Genomic DNA, 19418 nt, shown 5'->3' with positions numbered 1-19418 from the left:
CCTCATCACGTTTACGTATATAATCATCCTTCCATTATAAAGGATTTGGTGATGGCTATTAACCATTGAATCTTAATTTGTTGGGGTTCTTACTGCTAGTGATGGGGGATTTTTCTTATTTTAAGTGGGGAGACTCAGCATACAGTTTGTTATTTAATATTAAAGTTACGTGTATGCGAGTCTTAGGTTACTCTATATTTCAATCATTATCTGGAGTTTTAACCTCTTTTACTAATTCTGCCTTCAAAATCCTGCTTCATCTGTTCAAGCCAGTCATTCGTTTTGTATTTTTGATCTTGGACCATCATGACCATGTAGTCCTCCAATTCCTTATTGCTTAGATTAATATCGTATCCATGCATTCTAAGGAATAGGACAAAGATTGTAGCTGCTGTCCGCTTATTTCCATTGTGAAAGATATGCTGTGAGGCAATAGAATGGAGGTAGCATAGTGCCTTATCTTCGAGTGTTGGAAAAGCGTCCTCCCCAAATACACTTGTTTGCGGCCTGGCCAGCATAGCTTGGTATTTATCCAGATATTTGACCCCTGCCTGTTCCTTATCATCATATTTATTCATCATCACAAAATGGGCAAGTAACACTTCATTTTCAGAAAGATATCTGATTCTCAAGAAAATTCTCCCCTTCTAATCCTTACCGGTCTTTGAGATTTTTAAGTGCCTCGTCATAGTCAGTCAGCACCCCATCCAGCAGCTCCAAAAATTCCGGAGAAACTCCTTCAGGCAGTCCAGCCTTCTTCCTTAACGTTAGCTCTTGTGTTTCCTCTTTAATAATCCACTCCATTTCCTCACCCTTCTTTAATCCCATAGCATTTGCCACTTCATTTGGGATTCCAACTCCTAAGCTATTTCCTTGCTGGAAGACTTTCCTTGAGTATTGTTTAGCCATTAAAATCATCCCATTCCTTTCCTATTCCGTACTATATTTTATAAATTTATGCATAATCAGTACCAATAATATTACGTCATGTTTGTAAGAATTGTATGTACTCATTATAAAGGGAGTTGCTAAAATTGTAAATTATTTTCCTGCAAACAAAAAACCAACCCCTTCCCGCCAATGAGCAGAAAAGAATTGGTTCCCCTTTTACAAAATCATCATCGCTATCAATCCCGCTGCTATCCCCAGCAGAACAGTGGATCCGGCTACAAAAACGAGCACTTTCTTCGGAAAAGAGCCTGCGACGATCAGCAGGGACGGGAGGCTGATGGCCGGGAGCGTGATGAGGAGTGCTCCGGCCGGGCCGGCTCCGAGGCCTGCTGCCATGAACGTTTGGATGATCGGGATTTCAGCTGCGGTCGGGATGACGAAAAGCATACCGGCGACAGCGAAAAAGATCAGGATGAGAATGCTGTTTGCGGCAGCTTCCCCGACATTCGGGAACAGCCAGACGCGTGCTGCACCAAGCAGCAGAACCGAAAGGACATAGGCCGGGACGACATAGAGCAGCATCGTTCCGAGGCTTTTCCCCCATCTTGAAAGGAAAGAGCCGGCTGGTGCCTGTTCGGGTTCTTTCATGAGCTTTTCAGCTGGAAGCGGTGTGTCCTCTTTCATGAATCGGTTGGCCAGGTAGCTGACGCCGAAGGTCAGTATGAGGCCAAAAACGAGCCGGAGCACGGTAAACTTCCAGGAGAGCACGAAGGTCATGAAAACGAGAACAGCCGGGTTCAGCACCGGATTGCCGATCCAGAAAGCGAGACTTGCTCCCGCTGACACATTCTTTTTCCGCATGCCAACCGCCATCGGGGCGGCGCAGCATGTGCACATCATACCGGGCAAAGAAGCGAGACCACCGGCTGCCGTGCTTCCGAACGTCGTTTTCCCTAGCACGCGAAGGAGCCAATGGGACGGCAGCAGTACTTGAATAAGCGAGCCAAGGACGATGCCCAAAATGGCCGCTTTCCAGACCGCTTTAAAATAGACAGTCGTATATTCCCAGGCACTGCTCCACGATGGAGCGGCGTTTGCATCCGGACTGCCAAGAATCGAGTCGCCGATCGAGTGGGTGGAAGCAGCGATCCATGATTTTTCAACGTACGGCACCCATTTTACATAAGATAGACCTGCAGCCGCGATGATAAGGAACAATATGACAAGCCAGACCGTTTTTTTACCGGACGGACTGGTCTGCTGAAGTGCACTTTGAGCCAATTTCATTCCCCATTTTTTATAGAATAAGAACAATATCACATTATATCATGGCTACAGCGGTGCATGCCTCTTCCATGCTTTTTTGTGGAAGGTATTTTATAATGAAGAGAGTGATAATAGAAAGGTTGGCGTCATAATGACTCAAAATATAAAATTAACATCCCTATCAACGAAAGGCGGCTGCGGCTGCAAAATCGGACCAGCTGATCTGCAGGAGGTTATCCGCACCCTTCCCCCTTCCGTACCGAACCCTGATTTGCTTGTCGGCCTCGACACGAGTGACGATGCCGGTGTGTATCGTCTGACGGACGACCTTGCAATTGTTCAGACGCTTGATTTTTTCACCCCGATCGTTGACGATCCGTATTCCTTCGGCCAGGTGGCAGCTGCGAACGCGATCCGCGACATTTATGCGATGGGAGGCACACCGCTTACGGCCCTGAATATCGTTGCTTTCCCGATCGCAGATCTGGACAAGCAGATTCTCGCTGACATCCTCCGCGGTGCAGGCGATAAGCTGAAAGAAGCTGGTGCAACGCTTGTCGGCGGCCATTCCATCGAGGATAAAGAACCAAAATTCGGTTTGGCAGTAACCGGAACGGTCCATCTTGATAAAGTACGTGCCAATGCTGGCGCAAAACCAGGTGACAAATTGATCTTAACGAAGCCGATCGGTGTTGGCATCCTGACTTCTTCCATTAAGAGAGATCTGCTGACAGAGGAAGAAATCTCCCGTGTTACAGAAGTGATGGCCACCTTGAATAAAACAGCGGCCGAAACGATGGCACAGTATGACGTGCGTGCTTGCACAGATGTGACAGGCTTCGGGCTGCTCGGCCACACCTCTGAAATGGCAAAAGGGAGCAAAGCGGGCGTCCGGATTGCAAAAGAAGCGGTCCCTGTTCTCCCGAGAGTGCGGGAGCTTGCCGAACAAGGCGTTATTCCGGGCGGAACGAAAAACAACTTCGCTCATCTGCAGGGAGACGTAACCTTCCCGGAGAGCATGGATCAGATTGATCAATACATTTTGTGTGACGCAGTGACGTCCGGCGGGCTGCTCATTTCCGTGGCAGGCAGCGAAGCAGATGCTCTACTGAAGGATCTGCTCGATGCAGGCGTGGAAGCGGCTATAGTCGGAGACGTTACAGCAGATCATCCGGGGCACATCACGGTTTCTGAGAAGCTTTAACGGGAGAAGGGCGGAATTACGGTGTTTCAGGACTTACAGGTTGACCAGTTATTAGAGATGCAAAACGAAAAGAAAATCACGGCGGTGGATGTCCGTTCCCCGTCTGAATACAGAGAAGCGACCATTCCGGGGGCCTTGAACATTCCCCTCTTTAACGATGAAGAACGTGCCGAGATTGGCACCATCTATAAACAAGTCGGCGTTCAGGCAGCTAAAGACCGCGGCCTCGAAATCGTGTCGGCAAAGCTGCCGGAATTTATCAAGACGTTCAGCGCAATCCCCGGACATAAGGCCGTCTTCTGCTGGAGAGGCGGGATGCGGAGCCGGACGTCTGCGACAGTGCTCGACCTCATGGGCCTCAAAACGTTCCGGCTCGACGGAGGCGTCAGAGCCTACCGCCGCTGGGTTGTCGACAAAATCGAAACCATTGACTTCCAGCCGGATGCCTATGTACTGAACGGCTACACTGGCTCAGGCAAAACATGGCTGCTGCACAGGCTGAAGGAGCAGGGCTATCCGGTCCTGGACCTCGAAGGAATGGCAAACCACCGGGGTTCCATCTTTGGCCAGATCGGGCTTGAGCCCCATAATCAGAAGACCTTCGACTCTCTTTTGATGAAGGACACCCTTCCGCTCCAAACCTCCCCTTTCGTTGTCCTGGAAGCGGAAAGCAAGCGGATTGGGAAAGCTGTTCTGCCTGAGTTCATCGCCAAAAAGAAAGAACAGGGCACCCAGCTGTTCCTCGACATCCCAAGAGCCGAGCGCGCCCGGTTCCTCGTCGAAGACTACAAACCATGGGAACACCACGACGAATGCATGAAGGCCTTCAACCGGATCAAAACCCGGATCCACACCCCGGCCGCCGCACAAATCAAAGCCTCCCTTCAATCCGGGGACTACACTGAAGCGGTTGAGCTGCTGCTGGAATACTATTATGATCCGCGCTACGAGCATACCGCCCAGCGGTATCCGGAGGAGAACAGAATCATGATTTCTGTGGAAAATGCGGAGGATGCACTTGGGGAATTGGTGAAGGTTTTGCCTGTGCCGGTTAGGAAATGATTGTTGATTGAAGCACTTTGCTGGGAACAGTGAGGTGCTTTTTTACTTAACACAAAACTTGAGGTCAAATTGCTTTCTCATATTTATCATATCTATTGACTAAAATATAACGATTTAGTTATATTTTGGCTATAAATAATAACATATTAGTCACCAACTTTTTCCTTTGGATGGGAAGGAAATAAAATCGTTTTACTTCACACCTTTAGAAAACAAACACAAAAAACTCCCCAAAGAGAAATTGACCGAGCAGAAAAAGAGATGGCTAATTGGCTGATCAATGGCAAAAGAAGAATGCAGGGCACCACATAATTTAATCGGGAAAAGGGGTGAAGCATATAGATTGGGCTGACTTCAAAAAGCAAATTACATCTTTAGATCAATCTGAGATCGAGCAGATTGAACTTGTCGCTCAGCTAATCATTCGTCGGAAGACGTTAGGCTTAACTCAAAGAGAACTGGCAGAAAGAACCGGACTAAAGCAAGCAGCTATTGCACGCCTAGAAAGAGAAGGGGCTATTCCCCGCCTGGATACCCTCGAAAAAGTTGCAAAAGCATTAGGTCTTAAGCTCACGCTTATAGATGAAAACGCAACTTCAAAAGAGGTCGTTTCATCCTGACTTGTTAAACAAAGGACTAATCACCTTCCGCTCCGGAAAGGTGATTTTCTTTGGTTAGAGCGAGCTCTAATGCCCTTATTAAGAAATTTTCGCCAGTTCAATACTTCAAGACTATCAATCTTTCATCTGTTATCATGATGATAAGCGAATACTAAAATAATTTCTTTCAGAATCATATAAAGGAGCATTAACCCGATGACTGTTTTCCTAAAAACCATACAGCCCTACATTTTAAGCAAGGACCCAATCATTCAGGATTTCGCCATGCATACCATTGATAAAGCCCGTCTCGGAAATGAAGAGACCTTCCATCTGGCTTTGGATGCGAACGATCAAAACATCCCTCAAAAAATGACAAATAAAATCTTGCCGTATACAAAACATTATCAAATCGGACATAAGGAAATGCAGCGGCTTGTAGGTCATATTAAAAGAAATGATGATAACTTTGTATGGTATCTGTTAATGTTATCCCCTATAAATTCCGACCTGATTGAGGAGTATTACGAAGAGATCAGTTCGTCTGTCGATGAAAAATACCTCGTTCCATTGGAGAACATCATCGCTTTGAATCACCTTTCAGCTGAAGAACTTCAGGAGGAACTTGCTGGCGTCCTTAAGGAAATTGAAAAACAGCGATTTTATGACCATAATCTTTTCTCCGGTGCCAAACGGATTTATGACCGGATGATTAAATTGAATGCCATTACCGCGGAAGAAATTCAGAAAATCATTCAGCAGGAATTGCATAAGGAGTATTTTTCATATGAAGGTTTCTTAGCTGTGTATGCTGCAGGTGAACTGAAGATCCACTCACTAGTTAAGGATTTAGCAAAGCTGCTATTACGCGGAGATGAAGAAATTTTAATTGGAGAACTTGAAGAAGCACTCATTAAAATTGGATCGGATGAAGTCATTGCCGAAGTCGCTCCCTACGCACTGGATCCAAATGAATTTTACTCACCCATCGCCACAATGAAAAATATTAAATCTGACCTTTCTGTCGAAAAACTTTTATCACTATTCGATCAAGCAACCGATCTTACAGCGAAAACACTAATGGCAGAAGCATTATGCAGCCAGCTCTCAACGGAGGCCATTCCTAAAGTGGCAGACTTTATGGAGGAAGGATATGACGATGGTCTTCTTGAACTGGAAAAACACCTGTATGCAACGTGCATCATCACCGGCGTCGACCACCCAAAACTGAATATATGGAAATCGGTCATTGAAAAAAGAGAGGCGAAAAGAAACAATCGGAAAATCGTATTCACACCGCCACCACCCTCCACTGAGCCACCAGAAAAAATCAGCCGCAATGCTCCCTGCCCTTGCGGAAGCGGGAAGAAGTATAAAAAGTGCTGCGGGAAATAGGATGTGAAAAAACCACCTGGGAGGGTGGTTTTTTTGTGCTTCAGTACAAAATTTTCTCTCTTTTCTCTTCCTCATAGACCCTTTCTGCCACAAACTGCTTCAATAACGTCTGATAGGGTACATTCTTCTTTTCAGCCACCTTCTGAAGCCGGGACAGAAGGTCGCTTTCTATTCTAAGGTTGATGGGCTTAGTGGACTGCTTTCGGGGTAAAGGCAAATCTTCCTCATCTTCAATGTGTGTGGCATTCAGCAAGTCTTCGCTCATAGCATGCTTCTCCCAAAATCGCTTTGTTTCATCTTCTGTCATATTTTGAGGAATTTCATTTAAGTCATCAATAAAAATTCTTCCTAACTCATCTATTCTTTTCTCATTTTTTCTAGCCTTGTCCATCTTTATTCCCTCCTTTTCTTTTGCATAATATCTGTTCTGTTTTCGTATCTAATTTGCTTAGTTATTCCATACGTATCTACCTTGGTATATACATTCTAACTTTAATCAACACTCAACACCAATGCCGGACTGAACTACCTCATATCCGCTTCAATAACTGCAATCCAGAAAAAATAAAAAGAACGCTGCATCAGCGTTCCATTCATCTACCTACTTTTTCAGAATAAAAATCCTTAATCACACCAGCCCATGCGGCACATACAACTCTTCCAAACTTCTAATCTCTTCATCCGTCAATCTTACTGACAGGGCCGCCACTGCATCCTCAAGATGACCCAACTTTGTCGCACCAATAATCGGAGCTGTGACTTCCTCCTTCTGCAGCAGCCAGGCCAGTGCAACTTGAGCACGCGGGATATCTCGTGCAGCTGCCACTTCCGCTACTCTCTCTGCTACTTTCCGGTCTGCTTCCTCAGATTTGGCAAATAGCCCCTTTGCGATCTGATCCCTTTCTGACCTTGCCGTCTGCTCATCCCAGTCTCTTGTCAGGCGGCCGGCCGCCAACGGGAGATAGGGCGTGACCCCGATGCCTTCTTCTTTGCACAGCGGCAGCATCTCCCTCTCTTCTTCCCTGTAAAGCAGGTTCAGCCTGTTTTCCATCGAAATGAACTTTGTCCAGCCGTTGCGGTCTGCGGCATGCTGGGCTTTCAGGAATTGCCAGGCAAGCATAGAGGATGCCCCAATGTAACGCACCTTCCCCGCCTTCACTAAATCATGCAGAGCTTCCATCGTTTCTTCAATCGGTGTATGAGGATCCCATCGGTGAATCTGGTACAGATCCACATAATCCATCCCGAGCCTCCGCAGGCTATTGTCAATCTCAGTCATGATCGCTTTGCGGGAGAGCCCCATTCCGTTCGGCCCCTTCCGCATCGGGACGAAAACCTTCGTTACCACAACCACTTCTTCGCGCCGCGCGAAATCCTTTAATGCCCTCCCAACAATCTCCTCACTCGTTCCATCTGAATACATATTCGCCGTACTGAAAAAATTGATCCCCAGATCAAGTGCTTTCTGAATGATCGGCCGGCTCTCCTCTTCCTTCAGCGACCACGGTGCATTTCCCCGTTCAGGCACCCCGAAGCCCATACATCCAAGACACAGCTGCGAAACATCCAAACCCGACCGTCCAAGCTTCACATACTTCATCACGTTAGCATCCCCCATCCCTCATCAGGTTGATATGTCAACCTAAACACATTGTAGCCTCTTGAGGTTGATACGTCAACCATGATAAAATACTCTCATGAAAAAAAATCTGATCAGTCAAGAAGAAATGAATATATGGCACATGTGGAAAGGGTCCTACAAGACCATCTTCGGCCGCGTCGTCAAAGACCTTACCGACAAAACCGGGCTCTCTGAAGGAGACTTCGGCATCCTCGACCGGCTCGATCAATTCGGCAATGGAGAGCTTCGCCAGCAGGAACTCGCAGACTCCATGGACTGGGACAAAAGCAGATTATCCCACCATCTCACCCGAATGGAAAAACGCGGACTCGTCCGCAGAAAACCAGCAGACACAGACCGCGGGGTACAGGTTATCCTTACAGTTGCCGGAAAAACGGCGTTGGATGAAGCCAGACCCGTAGTATCAGCAGCGATTAAGGAACATTTTTTGAGTTTGCTTACAGAGGAGGATGTGGCGTCGATTAGGAGGATTGGGGAGAGGGTGAAAGAGGACTAGCCCCCAAAAAAAACAGACTCTCCGTTTTAGGAAGTCTGTTTTTTTACAGTAGTCATCGCACTTAATGACCGTTAAATTTCCTTTGTCCTACCTTTATTCACTTACCTGCTCTTCCCCATTCACTAGGTACTGATAGATCTTATAATCGATCGGCTGCTCCATCACCATATGAACATGGACAACCGGAAGTTCTTTTCCATTAGCGATCATCTTGCTTTGGTTAATGTTCTCCTTATCGGGGTGGGCCTTGCCTAGGTAATAAAAATCACTACCTTCCCCGTCTTCTTTTTTCACAAAGATATGAAGATCAATGTTGGCTTCGTCAGCTTGGATAATCTCCTTTACTTCTTTTGATTCCAGGGTTCGATTGCTTCTCGTAAACCATTTTAGTAGATCCTGACTTAAAAATTCGTCCCCATAATTTATGCTTTCTTCTACTTCACTTTTCTTATGATACGTAATGAAAATAGGGCATGTTTGGTGCTTTGTTTTGTACCCATATACTGTTGAGCTTTCGTCATTTTTCCAATTGAGGAGCTTACAGACATCCTTTCGCGAATACTTCTGATTAATGGTTAGCAGCTGATTGCATTGAAAGGATTTCGCCTTAACTTTGGCACTTTTAATAAGATCTTCAACCATTCTTCTAAAATAAGAATTGGTTGAAAGCCGATCCTTCACCAGCTGGCTAAAAGCAAAGTCTGTTCCTTCTAATTCAATAATTGGTAGCTCTCCGTATTTTTTTCGGCTAACTTGTGTAAAAAAGGAAAGATCGAATACTCGACGAACAGAGGTAAGGGTCTCTGCACTCATTTGACAATTAAGATCAAGCAGTCTTTCTGTAAATAGCGGAACACTTACTTTATCTTGCATCATCAAAAGGTCTAGTAATACAATTTCATGCAGCCGTTGTCCATTTAAGATCTCTAATGAGAGCATCGTGAGGACCTTGCTTTCATAATCCGTAATAACTGGAACATCCACTTTCATTTTTTGTAAAAACTGATAGTAATTGAAATGCTCCTCTACGATAACGACTGGATCTATGGAGTTATGCTGGATAAAATCATAAAGCTCGGGAACTCTTCCGATGCGATTTTCCAGCTCCTTATAAGCTTCTTTTAACACTTTGAATGATGTTAACTTACTGTTCGTAATCGCCTTAAATATTTGCTTTTTAGCGATTTCTTCAAAATTGATCGTTGATACGCCTTTAATATAGCTTGTATCCTTCACATGACGGCGGATGTTGTCCTTGTTTTGTGACTTGTCCCCTGATAAGGCGACTGGGATCAAATAGTTGTTTTTATAGTTACCGATAAAATCAATAATGGTTACATACTCTTTGGAGAGATGTTTACGAAGACCTCTTCCTAGCTGCTGAATGAAAACGATGCTGGATTGTGTTTGCCTAAGCATCACCACTTGATTGACACAAGGAATATCAATGCCCTCGTTGAAAATATCAACTGTTAGAATATAATCTAAAGCCTCGTTTTCCAGCTGGTTTACTGCAAGAATTCTTACATCCTGCGAGTCGTCTCCCGTTAAAGAAACAGTACGTAACCCTCTATTGTTTAGTTCAATGGAAAGCTTCGCTGCTTCATCTTTTCTACTACAGAAGATCAACCCTTTAACTGTGTCCCCAGAGTGTCCATAGTAGTTGAGCTTCTCTACAATATGATCCACTCTTTCTGTATCAACCAATTTTGAGAAAGAGACCTCTTCATCTAACAGTTGCCCGTCATACACCATGTCGGTGACGCCAAAATAATGAAAAGGACATAGCATATCTTCCTCTAATGCTTCCTGCAAGCGAATTTCGTAGGCAATGTTGTAATCAAATAGTTGATAAACATTAAAATGATCTGTCCGTTCAGGTGTAGCGGTCATCCCCATCATAAACTTCGGTTGAAAGTACTCAATGACTCGACGGTAAGAAGCAGCCCCAGCCTTATGCACTTCATCAATTAAAATATAATCAAATTCTCTAGGATCAAACTGATTTAGATTTGCCTCTTTTGAAATGGTTTGGATTGTCGCAAACAAATATTTTGCTTGTGTCTGTTTGTTGTTCCCTGAGTAAATTCCAAAATCAGATTCGATCCCTCCCAGAATCTTCAGGAAGTCAGATTTCGCCTTCGAAAGAATTTGTTCACGGTGGACAATAAAGAGCATTCTCTTTGGAGCATAACGGCGTACGTCAAACGCTGATAAATAAGTTTTCCCTGTCCCAGTTGCAGAGATAATGATGCCTTTATCTTTTCCGTTCTCTCTCACAGCAGCAATTTGCGATAGGGCTGCCTCCTGCATCTTATTCGGGACAATCTTCAGAGCTTCCTTCAAAGCATTCGTTTCATAGGAAGCAGGCATTTCAACTAGTTGATTAATTTCATTTGGTCGTGCTGGAGGGATGTATGACTTTTCGTAATTTTCTATCCACTCAGAAGTAAGCTGATGGGCATTCTCCCACACCTCTTCAAACTGATTTTTGAAATGGTGAATGATCTCCCCATCTTCATGAGAAGTGAGCTTCACATTCCACTCGTAATTTACCTTTAGGGCATGAGCTGTTAAGTTCGAACTGCCTACGATAAGTGAATAATGCGTATCGTGTTTGAAAATATACCCCTTAGAGTGGAAACCTTTTATATCCGTTGTCCGCACGTCTACATTTTCTAGCTTTAGCAGCTCTTTGAATACTTTTGGCTGGTTAAAGTTTAAAAAGGTGGACGTTAAAATTCGTCCACGAATTCCCTTTTGCTTTAAATCTAGCAAATGGGATTTTAATGTGGCTAATCCACTCTCAGTAATAAACGCCACGGAAAAAATAAAGTCGATGCTTTTCTCCAATTCCTCCAGTACAGCGTTTAAAACATTTTCGTTTTTCCGAGTGTTATTTACCAATAATTCAGGTCGAAAATGACCTGAGACTGTTTGCTTATCAATAAATCCTTTATGTAAAGAATTCTTTAATTTCTCAACCAAATTTGACATAATATCCCCTTATTTACCAAGTATTCTTTTATTGTAAGATAATTTGGTAGACCCTGCAAATTTAGGAGAATAATAAAAAGCTACCCACAATTTGTGAGTAGCTCTCTATCAATGAACAATAAATTCTTTTGAGATCTTTTCAATAGCTGGAATATCCGCTGGAGCCCAATCCAGTGTGTGCAACTCACTAGGCAATAGCCACTTCATTGCCGCATGCTCGGTTAACACTGGCTTGCCTTCCTTTAGCTGGCAGTAAAAAGTGGTAAGATGGACGATTCCGAAATCATATTCATAAACCGTTGTTTCAATTTTTTCTCCGATTTCTACCTTGCAAAGCATCTCTTCTTCTATCTCCCGGCGCAGCGCTTCTTGAGGAGTTTCCCCCTCTTCAATTTTCCCACCTGGGAATTCCCACTTTAGAGGAAGCGCCTTCCCATCTCCCCGCTGGGCACAGAGGATCTTGCCGTCTTCAATGATTACTGCGCCTACTACATGGATGTTCTTTTTCATAGCAGCCTCCTAAAACCGTCGTAATTCTGTTTTTATTATAACTTACCTCAGAGACAGTTGAAACGAACGTGCAAGATAGCCTTTCAAAATTCACTTTTTACAAACCTTCATTATTCGCGTAGAATTAAAATAGAAGATTTATCCAAAAATACCTCTTAGAAAGGATCTACTCAATTGAAAAAACACACAAAAAAGTATGCTTATTCTGCTCTATTTTCAATCCTTCTCCTGCTCACTGCTTGCCAAAGCGATCAGACCGAAGCGGCAAAACCAGAGGCTCCTGAGGAGAAGGCGGCTTCTGAATCTGTAAAAGAAACGAATGCAGCTGAAGAAGACCGTGTAAAAGAAGAAGGTGAATCGGAAGCAGAGGAACCTGCGGTAGAAATCAAAAAAGAGGAAGCGAGTAGTTCAACTGAACAAGAGAAAGAAACAAAGACTGAAGAAGTAAGCAGCCCAGCTGAACAAGAGGAAGAACCAAAGACTGAGGATGCAGGCAGTACAGCTGTAAATGATGAAGATCCTTTAGCTGGCTATTCATCCAACGAAATCGAATACGCGAGAGTCTGGCTGCAGCTTGGGCCGAATCAGGAGATCGATGAATTGAATGTCCGCCTGATTCCAGCTGGAACAGCGCTCAATCCTGATGATGACACTAGTGCAGTTTACCCGGAGGATGTCATTCAGCTAGCGGGTTCCCGCTTGGTGGATGGATCGATCACGTACAGCGGAAATGGAGACGGCACGGTTAATGTGTACAACGTCCCTTTACGCTGGGATGGCCAGTATCCGGCGGGGAAAGAATTTTATGAGGATTTACTGAAGCAAACAAAAAAAGTATCCATAGATACTGGGAATGATGAGGAAGTTATAAAGCTCATTAAAAAGATAAAGCTAGGGTAGTGTAAGGCAGCTCTCGCAGAAAAAGCAGTTGGAATCGAGTGGTTCGATCCCAACTGCTTTTCTTTTCACATAAATCGTTTCCAATTCCCCTCAGAAACCACTTCCACCACACCATCCACCACCTTAATCGCTGTCTCATCATCAATCGCATAAGCCGGTCCCTTCATCCCGGCTGCCCACTTCTCTGCAGCGGCCATCGTGTTATGCGGGAGCATCTCGTGATCCACATGCGGGAAGATGGAAAAATCGACGAGATTCAGTGTTTCATCGCCGCCGTTGGGTGGAGTCCAGCCGACGAAGAAGTCCCCGATATGAGGTGCCATTACCATGCTTCCGGCGCTCATTCCCACATAGACTGAACTAAGGGAGGGCAAGAGGTCTGCCAGTCCGGACTGCCGCATCCAGTAACTCAGGTAGAGGGCGTCGCCTCCACTCACGAGCAGGACGTCTGTCTCCCTGACGAGCGGCATCCAGCGTTCTTCGCCGATGCTTGGCAGTGCTGTGAGTTCTAGGATACCTACGGATTTCCAGCCCAGGTTGACCATAGGATTCTCTTCTTTTCCGGTGATGAACTTCCAGGCTTGGACGCCGGGACCAATCCAGGGGTGTCCATACATTGCAGTGGGGATACAAAGAGCACTGCAGTCAGCGATCGGTTTGTCCAGCATGTCTTCCAGTGCGGCATGGATGCTTTTGTTTTTGACACCGCCAGATGTAAGCAGAAGTTTCATATCATGACTCCTTCCGTTTCATTATTCTGGTTTACCTATTCTGCATGCTCCGCTGTTATCCTTCTGCTTCCATACAATACCTATAGTAAAAAGCGGCACACCGGTCATTCGTTACCGTTGTGCCGCCAAAAATTAAGCGTCTGTTTCCTCTTTTAAAACAATCTTCGCGACCGCTTCACAGTGCATCGTCTGCGGGAACATGTCGACCGGCTGGACTTCCACCGTCTCATAGCCTCCCTGTTCGAGCACCTGCAGGTCTCTCGCAAGTGTTCCAGGGTTGCAGCTTACGTACACCACCCGCTTCGGCTTCATATCGAGGATGGTTTTCAGCAGCGCTTCGTCGCAGCCTTTGCGCGGCGGATCGACGACAATCGTGTCCGCTTTTATGCCCTGCTTGTACCAGTTCGGGATGACGACTTCGGCTTCTCCTACACCAAACTCTGCGTTGTTCAGTCCGTTCAGTTCCGCGTTGCGTTTCGCGTCTTCGATGGCTTCGGGGACGATTTCGACGCCGTATACTTTTTTCGCTTTCTGGGCGAGGAACAGGGAGATCGTTCCGATGCCGCAGTAGGCGTCGATGACCGTTTCTTCTCCAGTGAGCTCGGCGTATTCCAGTGCTTTGTCGTAGAGCACTTTCGTTTGCTCCGGGTTGACCTGGTAGAACGACCTTGCCGAGATCGCAAAGCGGATGTCACCGATGCTGTCGTAGATGTATTCTTCGCCCCAGAGGACGTTTGTTTCGTCGCCGAAGATGACGTTCGTGCGCTTGATGTTGATGTTTTGGACAATGGATTTCACCTGTCCGAACCGGCTCGTGATTTCTTCGATGATTTCGGTTTTGTGCGGGAAGTCGTTCGTTCTTGTCACAAAGACGACCATCATTTCCCCGCTCACCTGGCCGTAGCGTACCATGATGTGGCGGAGCCAGCCTTTGTGGGTTTCTTCCTTATACGCCCGGATGCCGCGGCGGCTGCAGATCTCTTTGACTGCCTGGACAACATCATCGTTTTCCGCCTGCTGGATGAGGCATTTCTGCATGTCGATGATTTCATGGGAACGCTGCTGGTAGAAGCCGGCAACGAGTGCGCCTTCGCGTTCGCCGACCGGAACCTGGGCTTTGTTGCGGTAGTTCCACGGATCATTCATGCCGAGTGTCGGATGGACCGTTATCCGGTCAAGGTCCAGCTTGCCGATCCGGCTGAGGACGTTTTCGACCTGCTTTTGCTTGAAGTCGAGCTGGCCTTTATAGCTCAGATGCTGCAGCTGGCAGCCGCCGCACTCCTTGTAGATCGGGCACGGAGCCTCGACCCGTTCCGGGCTCTCCTCCGTCAGTGCCATGAGGCGCCCGAAGGCGAAACCTTTTTTCACCTTGATGATCTTGACTTTCGCACTCTCCCCCGGGAGAACGTTCTGCACAAATATAGGAAACCCCTGAACCTTCGCCACTCCGGCTCCTTCGTGGGTCAGATCTTCAAAGGTTAAATCGTAGTATTCATTCTTCTGTACGGGTACTTCTGTTTTAGGCATTTTTCTCGTCCTTTTCAAAGTATGCTTTCTCCATTTTATCATATTCAGGTGAGAAACATTCAAGGGAACGAACCTCTTACATAAAATGGTATACTGTGAAAAAGGGGGAATTTCGTTGAAGAAGATAGATATCGGATTTTTCACAACGCTGGGTGTGATCTTTATATGCAACTTGATTTTCAGGGAGTACACGGATACGATCACCAAATTCTACGCAGCGTTACTTGCGGTTTTTTACGCTTACAGAGCCTGGGAAGTCAGGGGGCAAAAATGGCGGCCGGTTGTATACGGACTGACAGCCTTTACATTAGCCGCGATTTTCACCTTTGGCCTGGTTTTTTAACCATCCAAAAAAGAGCTCCCCTCATAAAGGAAGCTCCTCTTGCATTTCTTTTTGCCTGACCGGCTTATAGTATTTCATTAAGTATAGAACGGCAGCCGCGGCAGCGAAGATATTCAGTCCTGTATAGCCGATCAGTGCCGTCTGGATTGTAAACGTATCGGACAGCCAGCCTGCGAGAGCGGACGTGATTCCCCCGCCGATCCCTAAATAGGCAGCGATCGAGACCATCTGCATCGTCGTCCGGTATCCCGGTGCTGCGACATCATCTGTCAGCTGTTTGGAAGCGGTCATAAAGAGCGGCATCGTGATGCCCTGCAGCACGCCGGAAAGTATCAATACCGTCACATCCTGGAAGAAGAACAGGACAGCAATGCGGAGCAGCATGAACAGGATCGCTGCGAGAAGGATGGACATGTGGGTCCACCTGCTGACAAGGGTTCTGGCGAGAAAGAACATCGGGATTTCCGAGAACGCGACGAGTGCCGTGAACAGCCCGATATGAAAGGCGGTTCCGCCGCCCTGTTCGATCAAAAGCACCGTGTACATCCCGATCATCCCGAGCAGCATATAAAAGAGAATATAAATCCAATTCAGCCAGAGAAAGCGGCGGTTTTGCAGGATGCGGAACAAGTCTTTCGCTTTAATTTCTGGAGCAGCCTGCTTGGATGACGGGTTTTCCAATGTCCGGATCACAGCGAGAAGCAGCAGGGCAAACAGGAAAAAAAGATATGGCACGAGCCAATAGCCAGTTATGCTTAAAATTCCGCCTGTAACGATCATTGAAATCCCGAAGCCGAGTGAGCCGAATGCACGGATTTCTCCGAATCGGCTTTTTACTTCTTCATCCGTTTCAATGATCCAGCTGTCAATCAGGCCGATCAGGGCGGACTGAAAGAAAGAGACAGCGATAACGGCCGTGATAAACAGCGGAAGGAGTTCCACGGTATACAGCAGGAGTGTCACCGCACTCAGCAGCACGACCCAGATGATAAAAATGCTCTTCATTTTCTTCAGCCAGTCGCAGAGAATCCCCGTGCCGATCTGGCCTGCAATTCCTGTAATGGTGTTGATGGCAAGAATCCAGCCGATCGCTGTGTTCGAATATCCCTTGCTGATCAGATAGGCAAGGAAGAAGCCTTGCGAGACGGCCAGCATCCAGCTGAAGGAAAAATAAAAGGTTTGATACGGCCGGATCTTTTTAGCTGCCAATATACCGGTCCAGCTTCTCCGCATCCAGTATCAGGTCTGCCGCGCTCTTGTAAATGGTCTCCATTACAACGATCCCCCCGTACGCTTTGTTTTTCAGGGCCTGGAACATCCGCGTGTAATCAATGTTCCCTTTTCCCATGCTTAAATGAAGATCACATGACCCATCATTGTCATTAATATGAACATGGCCAAGCTTTGATTCCAGTGTATGGATGAAGTCAGCCGGATCAATCCCGCACCGGTTGGAATGCCCACAGTCAAAAAGCGCCTCGACATTTTTCCGGTTCACGGCTTTTAGCATGTCATCAAGCTCGCCAGGGGAATAGACGATTTCCTGCGGCAATAGCACATTTTCAAGCGCCAGTTTCATGGTGCTTCCGGCCAGATAGTCGGACAGCTGCACAATGCTTTTTACCGTCGCTTCCCGCGCCTGCAGCTTTTTCTTTTCGCTTGCCGCAATCAGCAGTTCTTTGATTTCACTGCCGTCGCGATCAGGGATATCCATCGTTCCGATTGTACCGGGGTGGATCGGAAGGTACGATACATCGTACTCCCCGGCAAAATCGATGGACCGCTTGATCTCATCCATGATCACGCTGTGAACAGCCGGATTCGCATGGCCGATATCGAGGTTCGTCGGAATATGCATGGTCACTTCCGGTGAAAATTGCTTCATTAACTCACCGATTCCGTTCAGATAACTCTCCGAATCATAGGACTCCATGCCAAATGGATACTTGATTTCAATCGCTTCATAATAACCGCCGCTTAAAAGCTCTGTCCCGATTTCGATAATCTCTCTCTCTTTAAACCCAAGGGGAATATGGTATCCTTTTATCATAAAATGCACCTTCTTTTTAAATTTTGGCTCTTTTAAACTTGGCTGTTGATTGCAGCTAGCAGGCGTTCGCTCCAATCAACAGGTGTTATTAAGGAATGCCATACTTTTACATAGCTTAAAATTTAAAGTCCCCAATTTTCCCAAGCTTCTGGCTGAGCAGGATGATGGCAGCGGTAATGACCACTTGTATCACTCCGTATGTCATCGATAAACCGATGTTAAAGTTGTACATTTTACTGATCATCTCAACTGAGATCGGAACGTTATGCACCGTATACATGAGGGCCGATGACGTGTAGTCCCCCAAAGCTCCGACAAAGCCAAGCAGGGCACCCGCCATGATTCCCGGCATGGCGATCGGGATGACGATTTTCCTGAAGGTCGCAAACCAGCTCGCCCCAAGACTCCTGGAAGCTTCTTCGATGGACGAATGGAGCTGCAGCAGAGAAGCATTGGTGGAGCGGACGATGAGGGTCAGCATGCCGACAAAATACGTAAGCGGAAGAATCCAGTAGCTTCCCGCCAGCACCTGGTTAAACGTGAAAACCGTCGGAACGTTAAAGCCAATCACCATGTTGATCGCAACGGTGCTCGCCGGAAGCGCCCACGGCAGCAGGACGAGTACTTCGATCAGCCATTTTACTTTAAGCTTTGTTTTGATAATGATATAAGAGGAAATGCTCCCCACTACTACCGCAAGTGCCGTCGAAAGAACCGCCATGTTGAAGCTGTTGATGAACGGCTGCATGACCCTCGGCTCCGTAAAGAAAGCCGTATAGTTCTCCAGGCTGAACTGCGTCGGATAGATTTCAGCAATCCACGTCCCCTGCTTCACAAAGGACAGCAGGATGAGTGCGAACACCGGAAGGATGATCATCAGCACCACTGTGCCGGAAAGGATTCCGAAAATCCACTTCATCCAGGCTTTTTCAATTTTAATGGTGCCGACCACTCTCCCCTTCGTTGAGATCGTGTAATCCTTGCGCGACTCATACCATCTCATGAAAAGCAGGAACAGGATGGAAATAAGCGAGAGCATGATGCCCTGTACCGCGGCCAATTCAATGAAGTTGTTCACCTTGGACATGAGGATCTGGACACTCATCACCCGGAACGAGCCTCCGACTAAAGCGGGGGCGGCGAACGATCCGACGGCGGTCATAAAGGTCAGGATCGAGGCGGCGACAAGGGCCGGTGTCATGAGCGGCAGGATCACGGTCCGGAAGACGTTCCAGTTGGACGCACCCATATTTTTCGCCGCTTCAATCAGTGAATAATCAATCCGTTTCAGGCCTGCTGAAATGTTCACGTAAAAAAAGATATATTGGGTGTACGCATGAATAAACATGATTCCCCAAAACCCCTTCAGCTCAAAGGGAGGTTCATTCATGGAAAACAGCAGCTGGACCGTCTTTGTGACCAGTCCGCTCTCGCTGTACAGCTGCATGAAGACGAGTGTCGTGACTACACCCGGAAGCATGATCGGAGAAAGCAGCATCAGATTGACGAGCCTTTTTCCGGGAAACTCAAAGGCATTCGTGAAAAAGGCGAGCGCCGTCCCGATTACACCGCAGATCAGAACCGTTGCAAACCCGATTAGAATCGTGTTCCCAAATGCCTCCATGTTTTTCGTATACGTAAAAAACTGCTGATAATAGTCCAGTACAAAACCCTTTTCAGTAAAAAGGCTGATCGCAAGCGTATTGAGTGCAGGATATAAAATAAAGCCGATCAGGATCCAAAGCAGGGGAATCAGTGCCAGTCCGGTCAGGAGGTTTTTCTTCGTTTTACCGCTCATCTTCATC

Annotated in this window: 19 protein-coding genes and 1 pseudogene; 8 read left to right on the top strand and 12 right to left on the bottom strand. The window is 46.6% G+C overall.

From position 1 onward, the window contains the following. Positions 1-218: 218 nt before the first annotated feature. The 3 genes from GKZ89_RS12645 to GKZ89_RS12635 form a co-directional block, all read right to left on the bottom strand. Positions 219-632 (bottom strand): type II toxin-antitoxin system death-on-curing family toxin, encoded by a 414-nt coding sequence (locus GKZ89_RS12645; RefSeq protein ID WP_241680239.1) that lies wholly within the window; start codon positions 630-632, stop codon positions 219-221. 22 nt (positions 633-654) lie between these two features. Then, a complete protein-coding gene (locus GKZ89_RS12640; RefSeq protein ID WP_155112763.1) occupies positions 655-918 on the bottom strand; it encodes an AbrB/MazE/SpoVT family DNA-binding domain-containing protein in 264 nt (87 codons plus the stop codon). Between the two features lie 189 nt (positions 919-1107). Further along, positions 1108-2178 carry a permease gene (locus GKZ89_RS12635; protein WP_155112762.1) on the bottom strand — a complete coding sequence of 357 codons (1071 nt, stop codon included), beginning with the start codon at positions 2176-2178 and terminating at the stop codon, positions 1108-1110. Between the two features lie 130 nt (positions 2179-2308). Here GKZ89_RS12635 and selD point away from each other — a divergent pair, with 130 nt between their 5' ends. From selD to GKZ89_RS12610, 5 genes and pseudogenes are all read left to right on the top strand, one after another. Further along, positions 2309-3361, top strand: coding sequence for a selenide, water dikinase SelD (gene selD / locus GKZ89_RS12630; protein WP_155112761.1), 1053 nt, complete (start codon positions 2309-2311; stop codon positions 3359-3361). Between the two features lie 21 nt (positions 3362-3382). Next, positions 3383-4423: a tRNA 2-selenouridine(34) synthase MnmH gene (gene mnmH / locus GKZ89_RS12625; protein WP_162356816.1), complete on the top strand. Its 1041-nt coding sequence runs from the start codon at positions 3383-3385 to the stop codon at positions 4421-4423. A 177-nt stretch (positions 4424-4600) separates the two neighbouring features. Next, positions 4601-4735, top strand: a pseudogene (locus tag GKZ89_RS21605) (type II toxin-antitoxin system RelE/ParE family toxin); the annotation flags it as partial. 17 nt (positions 4736-4752) lie between these two features. After that, complete coding sequence (locus GKZ89_RS21250; protein ID WP_338324925.1) at positions 4753-5043, top strand: helix-turn-helix domain-containing protein; 291 nt, start codon at positions 4753-4755, stop codon at positions 5041-5043. Between the two features lie 195 nt (positions 5044-5238). Next, a complete protein-coding gene (locus GKZ89_RS12610) occupies positions 5239-6417 on the top strand; it encodes an SEC-C metal-binding domain-containing protein (protein ID WP_155112760.1) in 1179 nt (392 codons plus the stop codon). 40 nt (positions 6418-6457) lie between these two features. Here the strand turns inward: GKZ89_RS12610 and GKZ89_RS12605 are convergent, their stop codons facing one another. Together GKZ89_RS12605 and GKZ89_RS12600 are read right to left on the bottom strand one after the other, a co-directional pair. Beyond that, positions 6458-6808 (bottom strand): CopG family antitoxin, encoded by a 351-nt coding sequence (locus tag GKZ89_RS12605; protein WP_194201632.1) that lies wholly within the window; start codon positions 6806-6808, stop codon positions 6458-6460. A gap of 237 nt (positions 6809-7045) precedes the next feature. Further along, the gene (locus GKZ89_RS12600) at positions 7046-8017 is read right to left on the bottom strand and encodes an aldo/keto reductase (protein ID WP_155112798.1); all 972 of its coding nucleotides are present in this window, start codon (positions 8015-8017) and stop codon (positions 7046-7048) included. A 97-nt stretch (positions 8018-8114) separates the two neighbouring features. Here GKZ89_RS12600 and GKZ89_RS12595 point away from each other — a divergent pair, with 97 nt between their 5' ends. Next, positions 8115-8555, top strand: coding sequence for a MarR family winged helix-turn-helix transcriptional regulator (locus GKZ89_RS12595; protein WP_155112759.1), 441 nt, complete (start codon positions 8115-8117; stop codon positions 8553-8555). 93 nt (positions 8556-8648) lie between these two features. Here GKZ89_RS12595 and GKZ89_RS12590 read toward each other — a convergent pair whose 3' ends face one another. Then, complete coding sequence (locus GKZ89_RS12590) at positions 8649-11552, bottom strand: DEAD/DEAH box helicase (protein ID WP_155112758.1); 2904 nt, start codon at positions 11550-11552, stop codon at positions 8649-8651. Positions 11553-11660: 108 nt separating this feature from the next. Continuing rightward, positions 11661-12062 (bottom strand): (deoxy)nucleoside triphosphate pyrophosphohydrolase, encoded by a 402-nt coding sequence (locus GKZ89_RS12585; RefSeq protein ID WP_155112757.1) that lies wholly within the window; start codon positions 12060-12062, stop codon positions 11661-11663. 174 nt (positions 12063-12236) lie between these two features. Between GKZ89_RS12585 and GKZ89_RS12580 the strand changes: the two genes are divergently transcribed. Continuing rightward, the gene (locus GKZ89_RS12580) at positions 12237-12962 is read left to right on the top strand and encodes a hypothetical protein (protein WP_338324924.1); all 726 of its coding nucleotides are present in this window, start codon (positions 12237-12239) and stop codon (positions 12960-12962) included. 65 nt (positions 12963-13027) lie between these two features. On the opposite strand, the gene GKZ89_RS12575 is transcribed toward GKZ89_RS12580, so the two are convergent. Together GKZ89_RS12575 and rlmD are read right to left on the bottom strand one after the other, a co-directional pair. Then, positions 13028-13693: a Type 1 glutamine amidotransferase-like domain-containing protein gene (locus GKZ89_RS12575; protein WP_155112756.1), complete on the bottom strand. Its 666-nt coding sequence runs from the start codon at positions 13691-13693 to the stop codon at positions 13028-13030. 132 nt (positions 13694-13825) lie between these two features. Continuing rightward, complete coding sequence (rlmD, locus tag GKZ89_RS12570) at positions 13826-15220, bottom strand: 23S rRNA (uracil(1939)-C(5))-methyltransferase RlmD (protein WP_155112755.1); 1395 nt, start codon at positions 15218-15220, stop codon at positions 13826-13828. A 115-nt stretch (positions 15221-15335) separates the two neighbouring features. Here rlmD and GKZ89_RS12565 point away from each other — a divergent pair, with 115 nt between their 5' ends. Continuing rightward, positions 15336-15563 carry a hypothetical protein gene (locus GKZ89_RS12565; RefSeq protein ID WP_155112754.1) on the top strand — a complete coding sequence of 76 codons (228 nt, stop codon included), beginning with the start codon at positions 15336-15338 and terminating at the stop codon, positions 15561-15563. A 21-nt stretch (positions 15564-15584) separates the two neighbouring features. Here GKZ89_RS12565 and GKZ89_RS12560 read toward each other — a convergent pair whose 3' ends face one another. The 3 genes from GKZ89_RS12560 to GKZ89_RS12550 all read right to left on the bottom strand — a co-directional run bounded on the left by GKZ89_RS12560 (position 15585) and on the right by GKZ89_RS12550 (position 19411). Further along, positions 15585-16772, bottom strand: a complete 1188-nt coding sequence (locus tag GKZ89_RS12560) for an MFS transporter (RefSeq protein ID WP_162356814.1) — start codon at positions 16770-16772, stop codon at positions 15585-15587. Further along, on the bottom strand, positions 16762-17613 hold the full coding sequence (locus GKZ89_RS12555; RefSeq protein WP_155112752.1) for a sugar phosphate isomerase/epimerase family protein: 852 nt from the start codon (positions 17611-17613) through the stop codon (positions 16762-16764). Before GKZ89_RS12555 ends, GKZ89_RS12560 begins: the two co-directional genes overlap by 11 nt. Before the next feature lie 115 nt (positions 17614-17728). After that, positions 17729-19411: an ABC transporter permease gene (locus GKZ89_RS12550; RefSeq protein WP_162356812.1), complete on the bottom strand. Its 1683-nt coding sequence runs from the start codon at positions 19409-19411 to the stop codon at positions 17729-17731. Positions 19412-19418 lie beyond the last annotated feature (7 nt).

It is taken from the genome of Metabacillus mangrovi (assembly GCF_009711125.1).
In the GTDB taxonomy this organism is placed as follows: domain Bacteria; phylum Bacillota; class Bacilli; order Bacillales; family Bacillaceae; genus Metabacillus_B; species Metabacillus_B mangrovi.
This window is presented reverse-complemented; position numbering and strand designations above follow the sequence as displayed.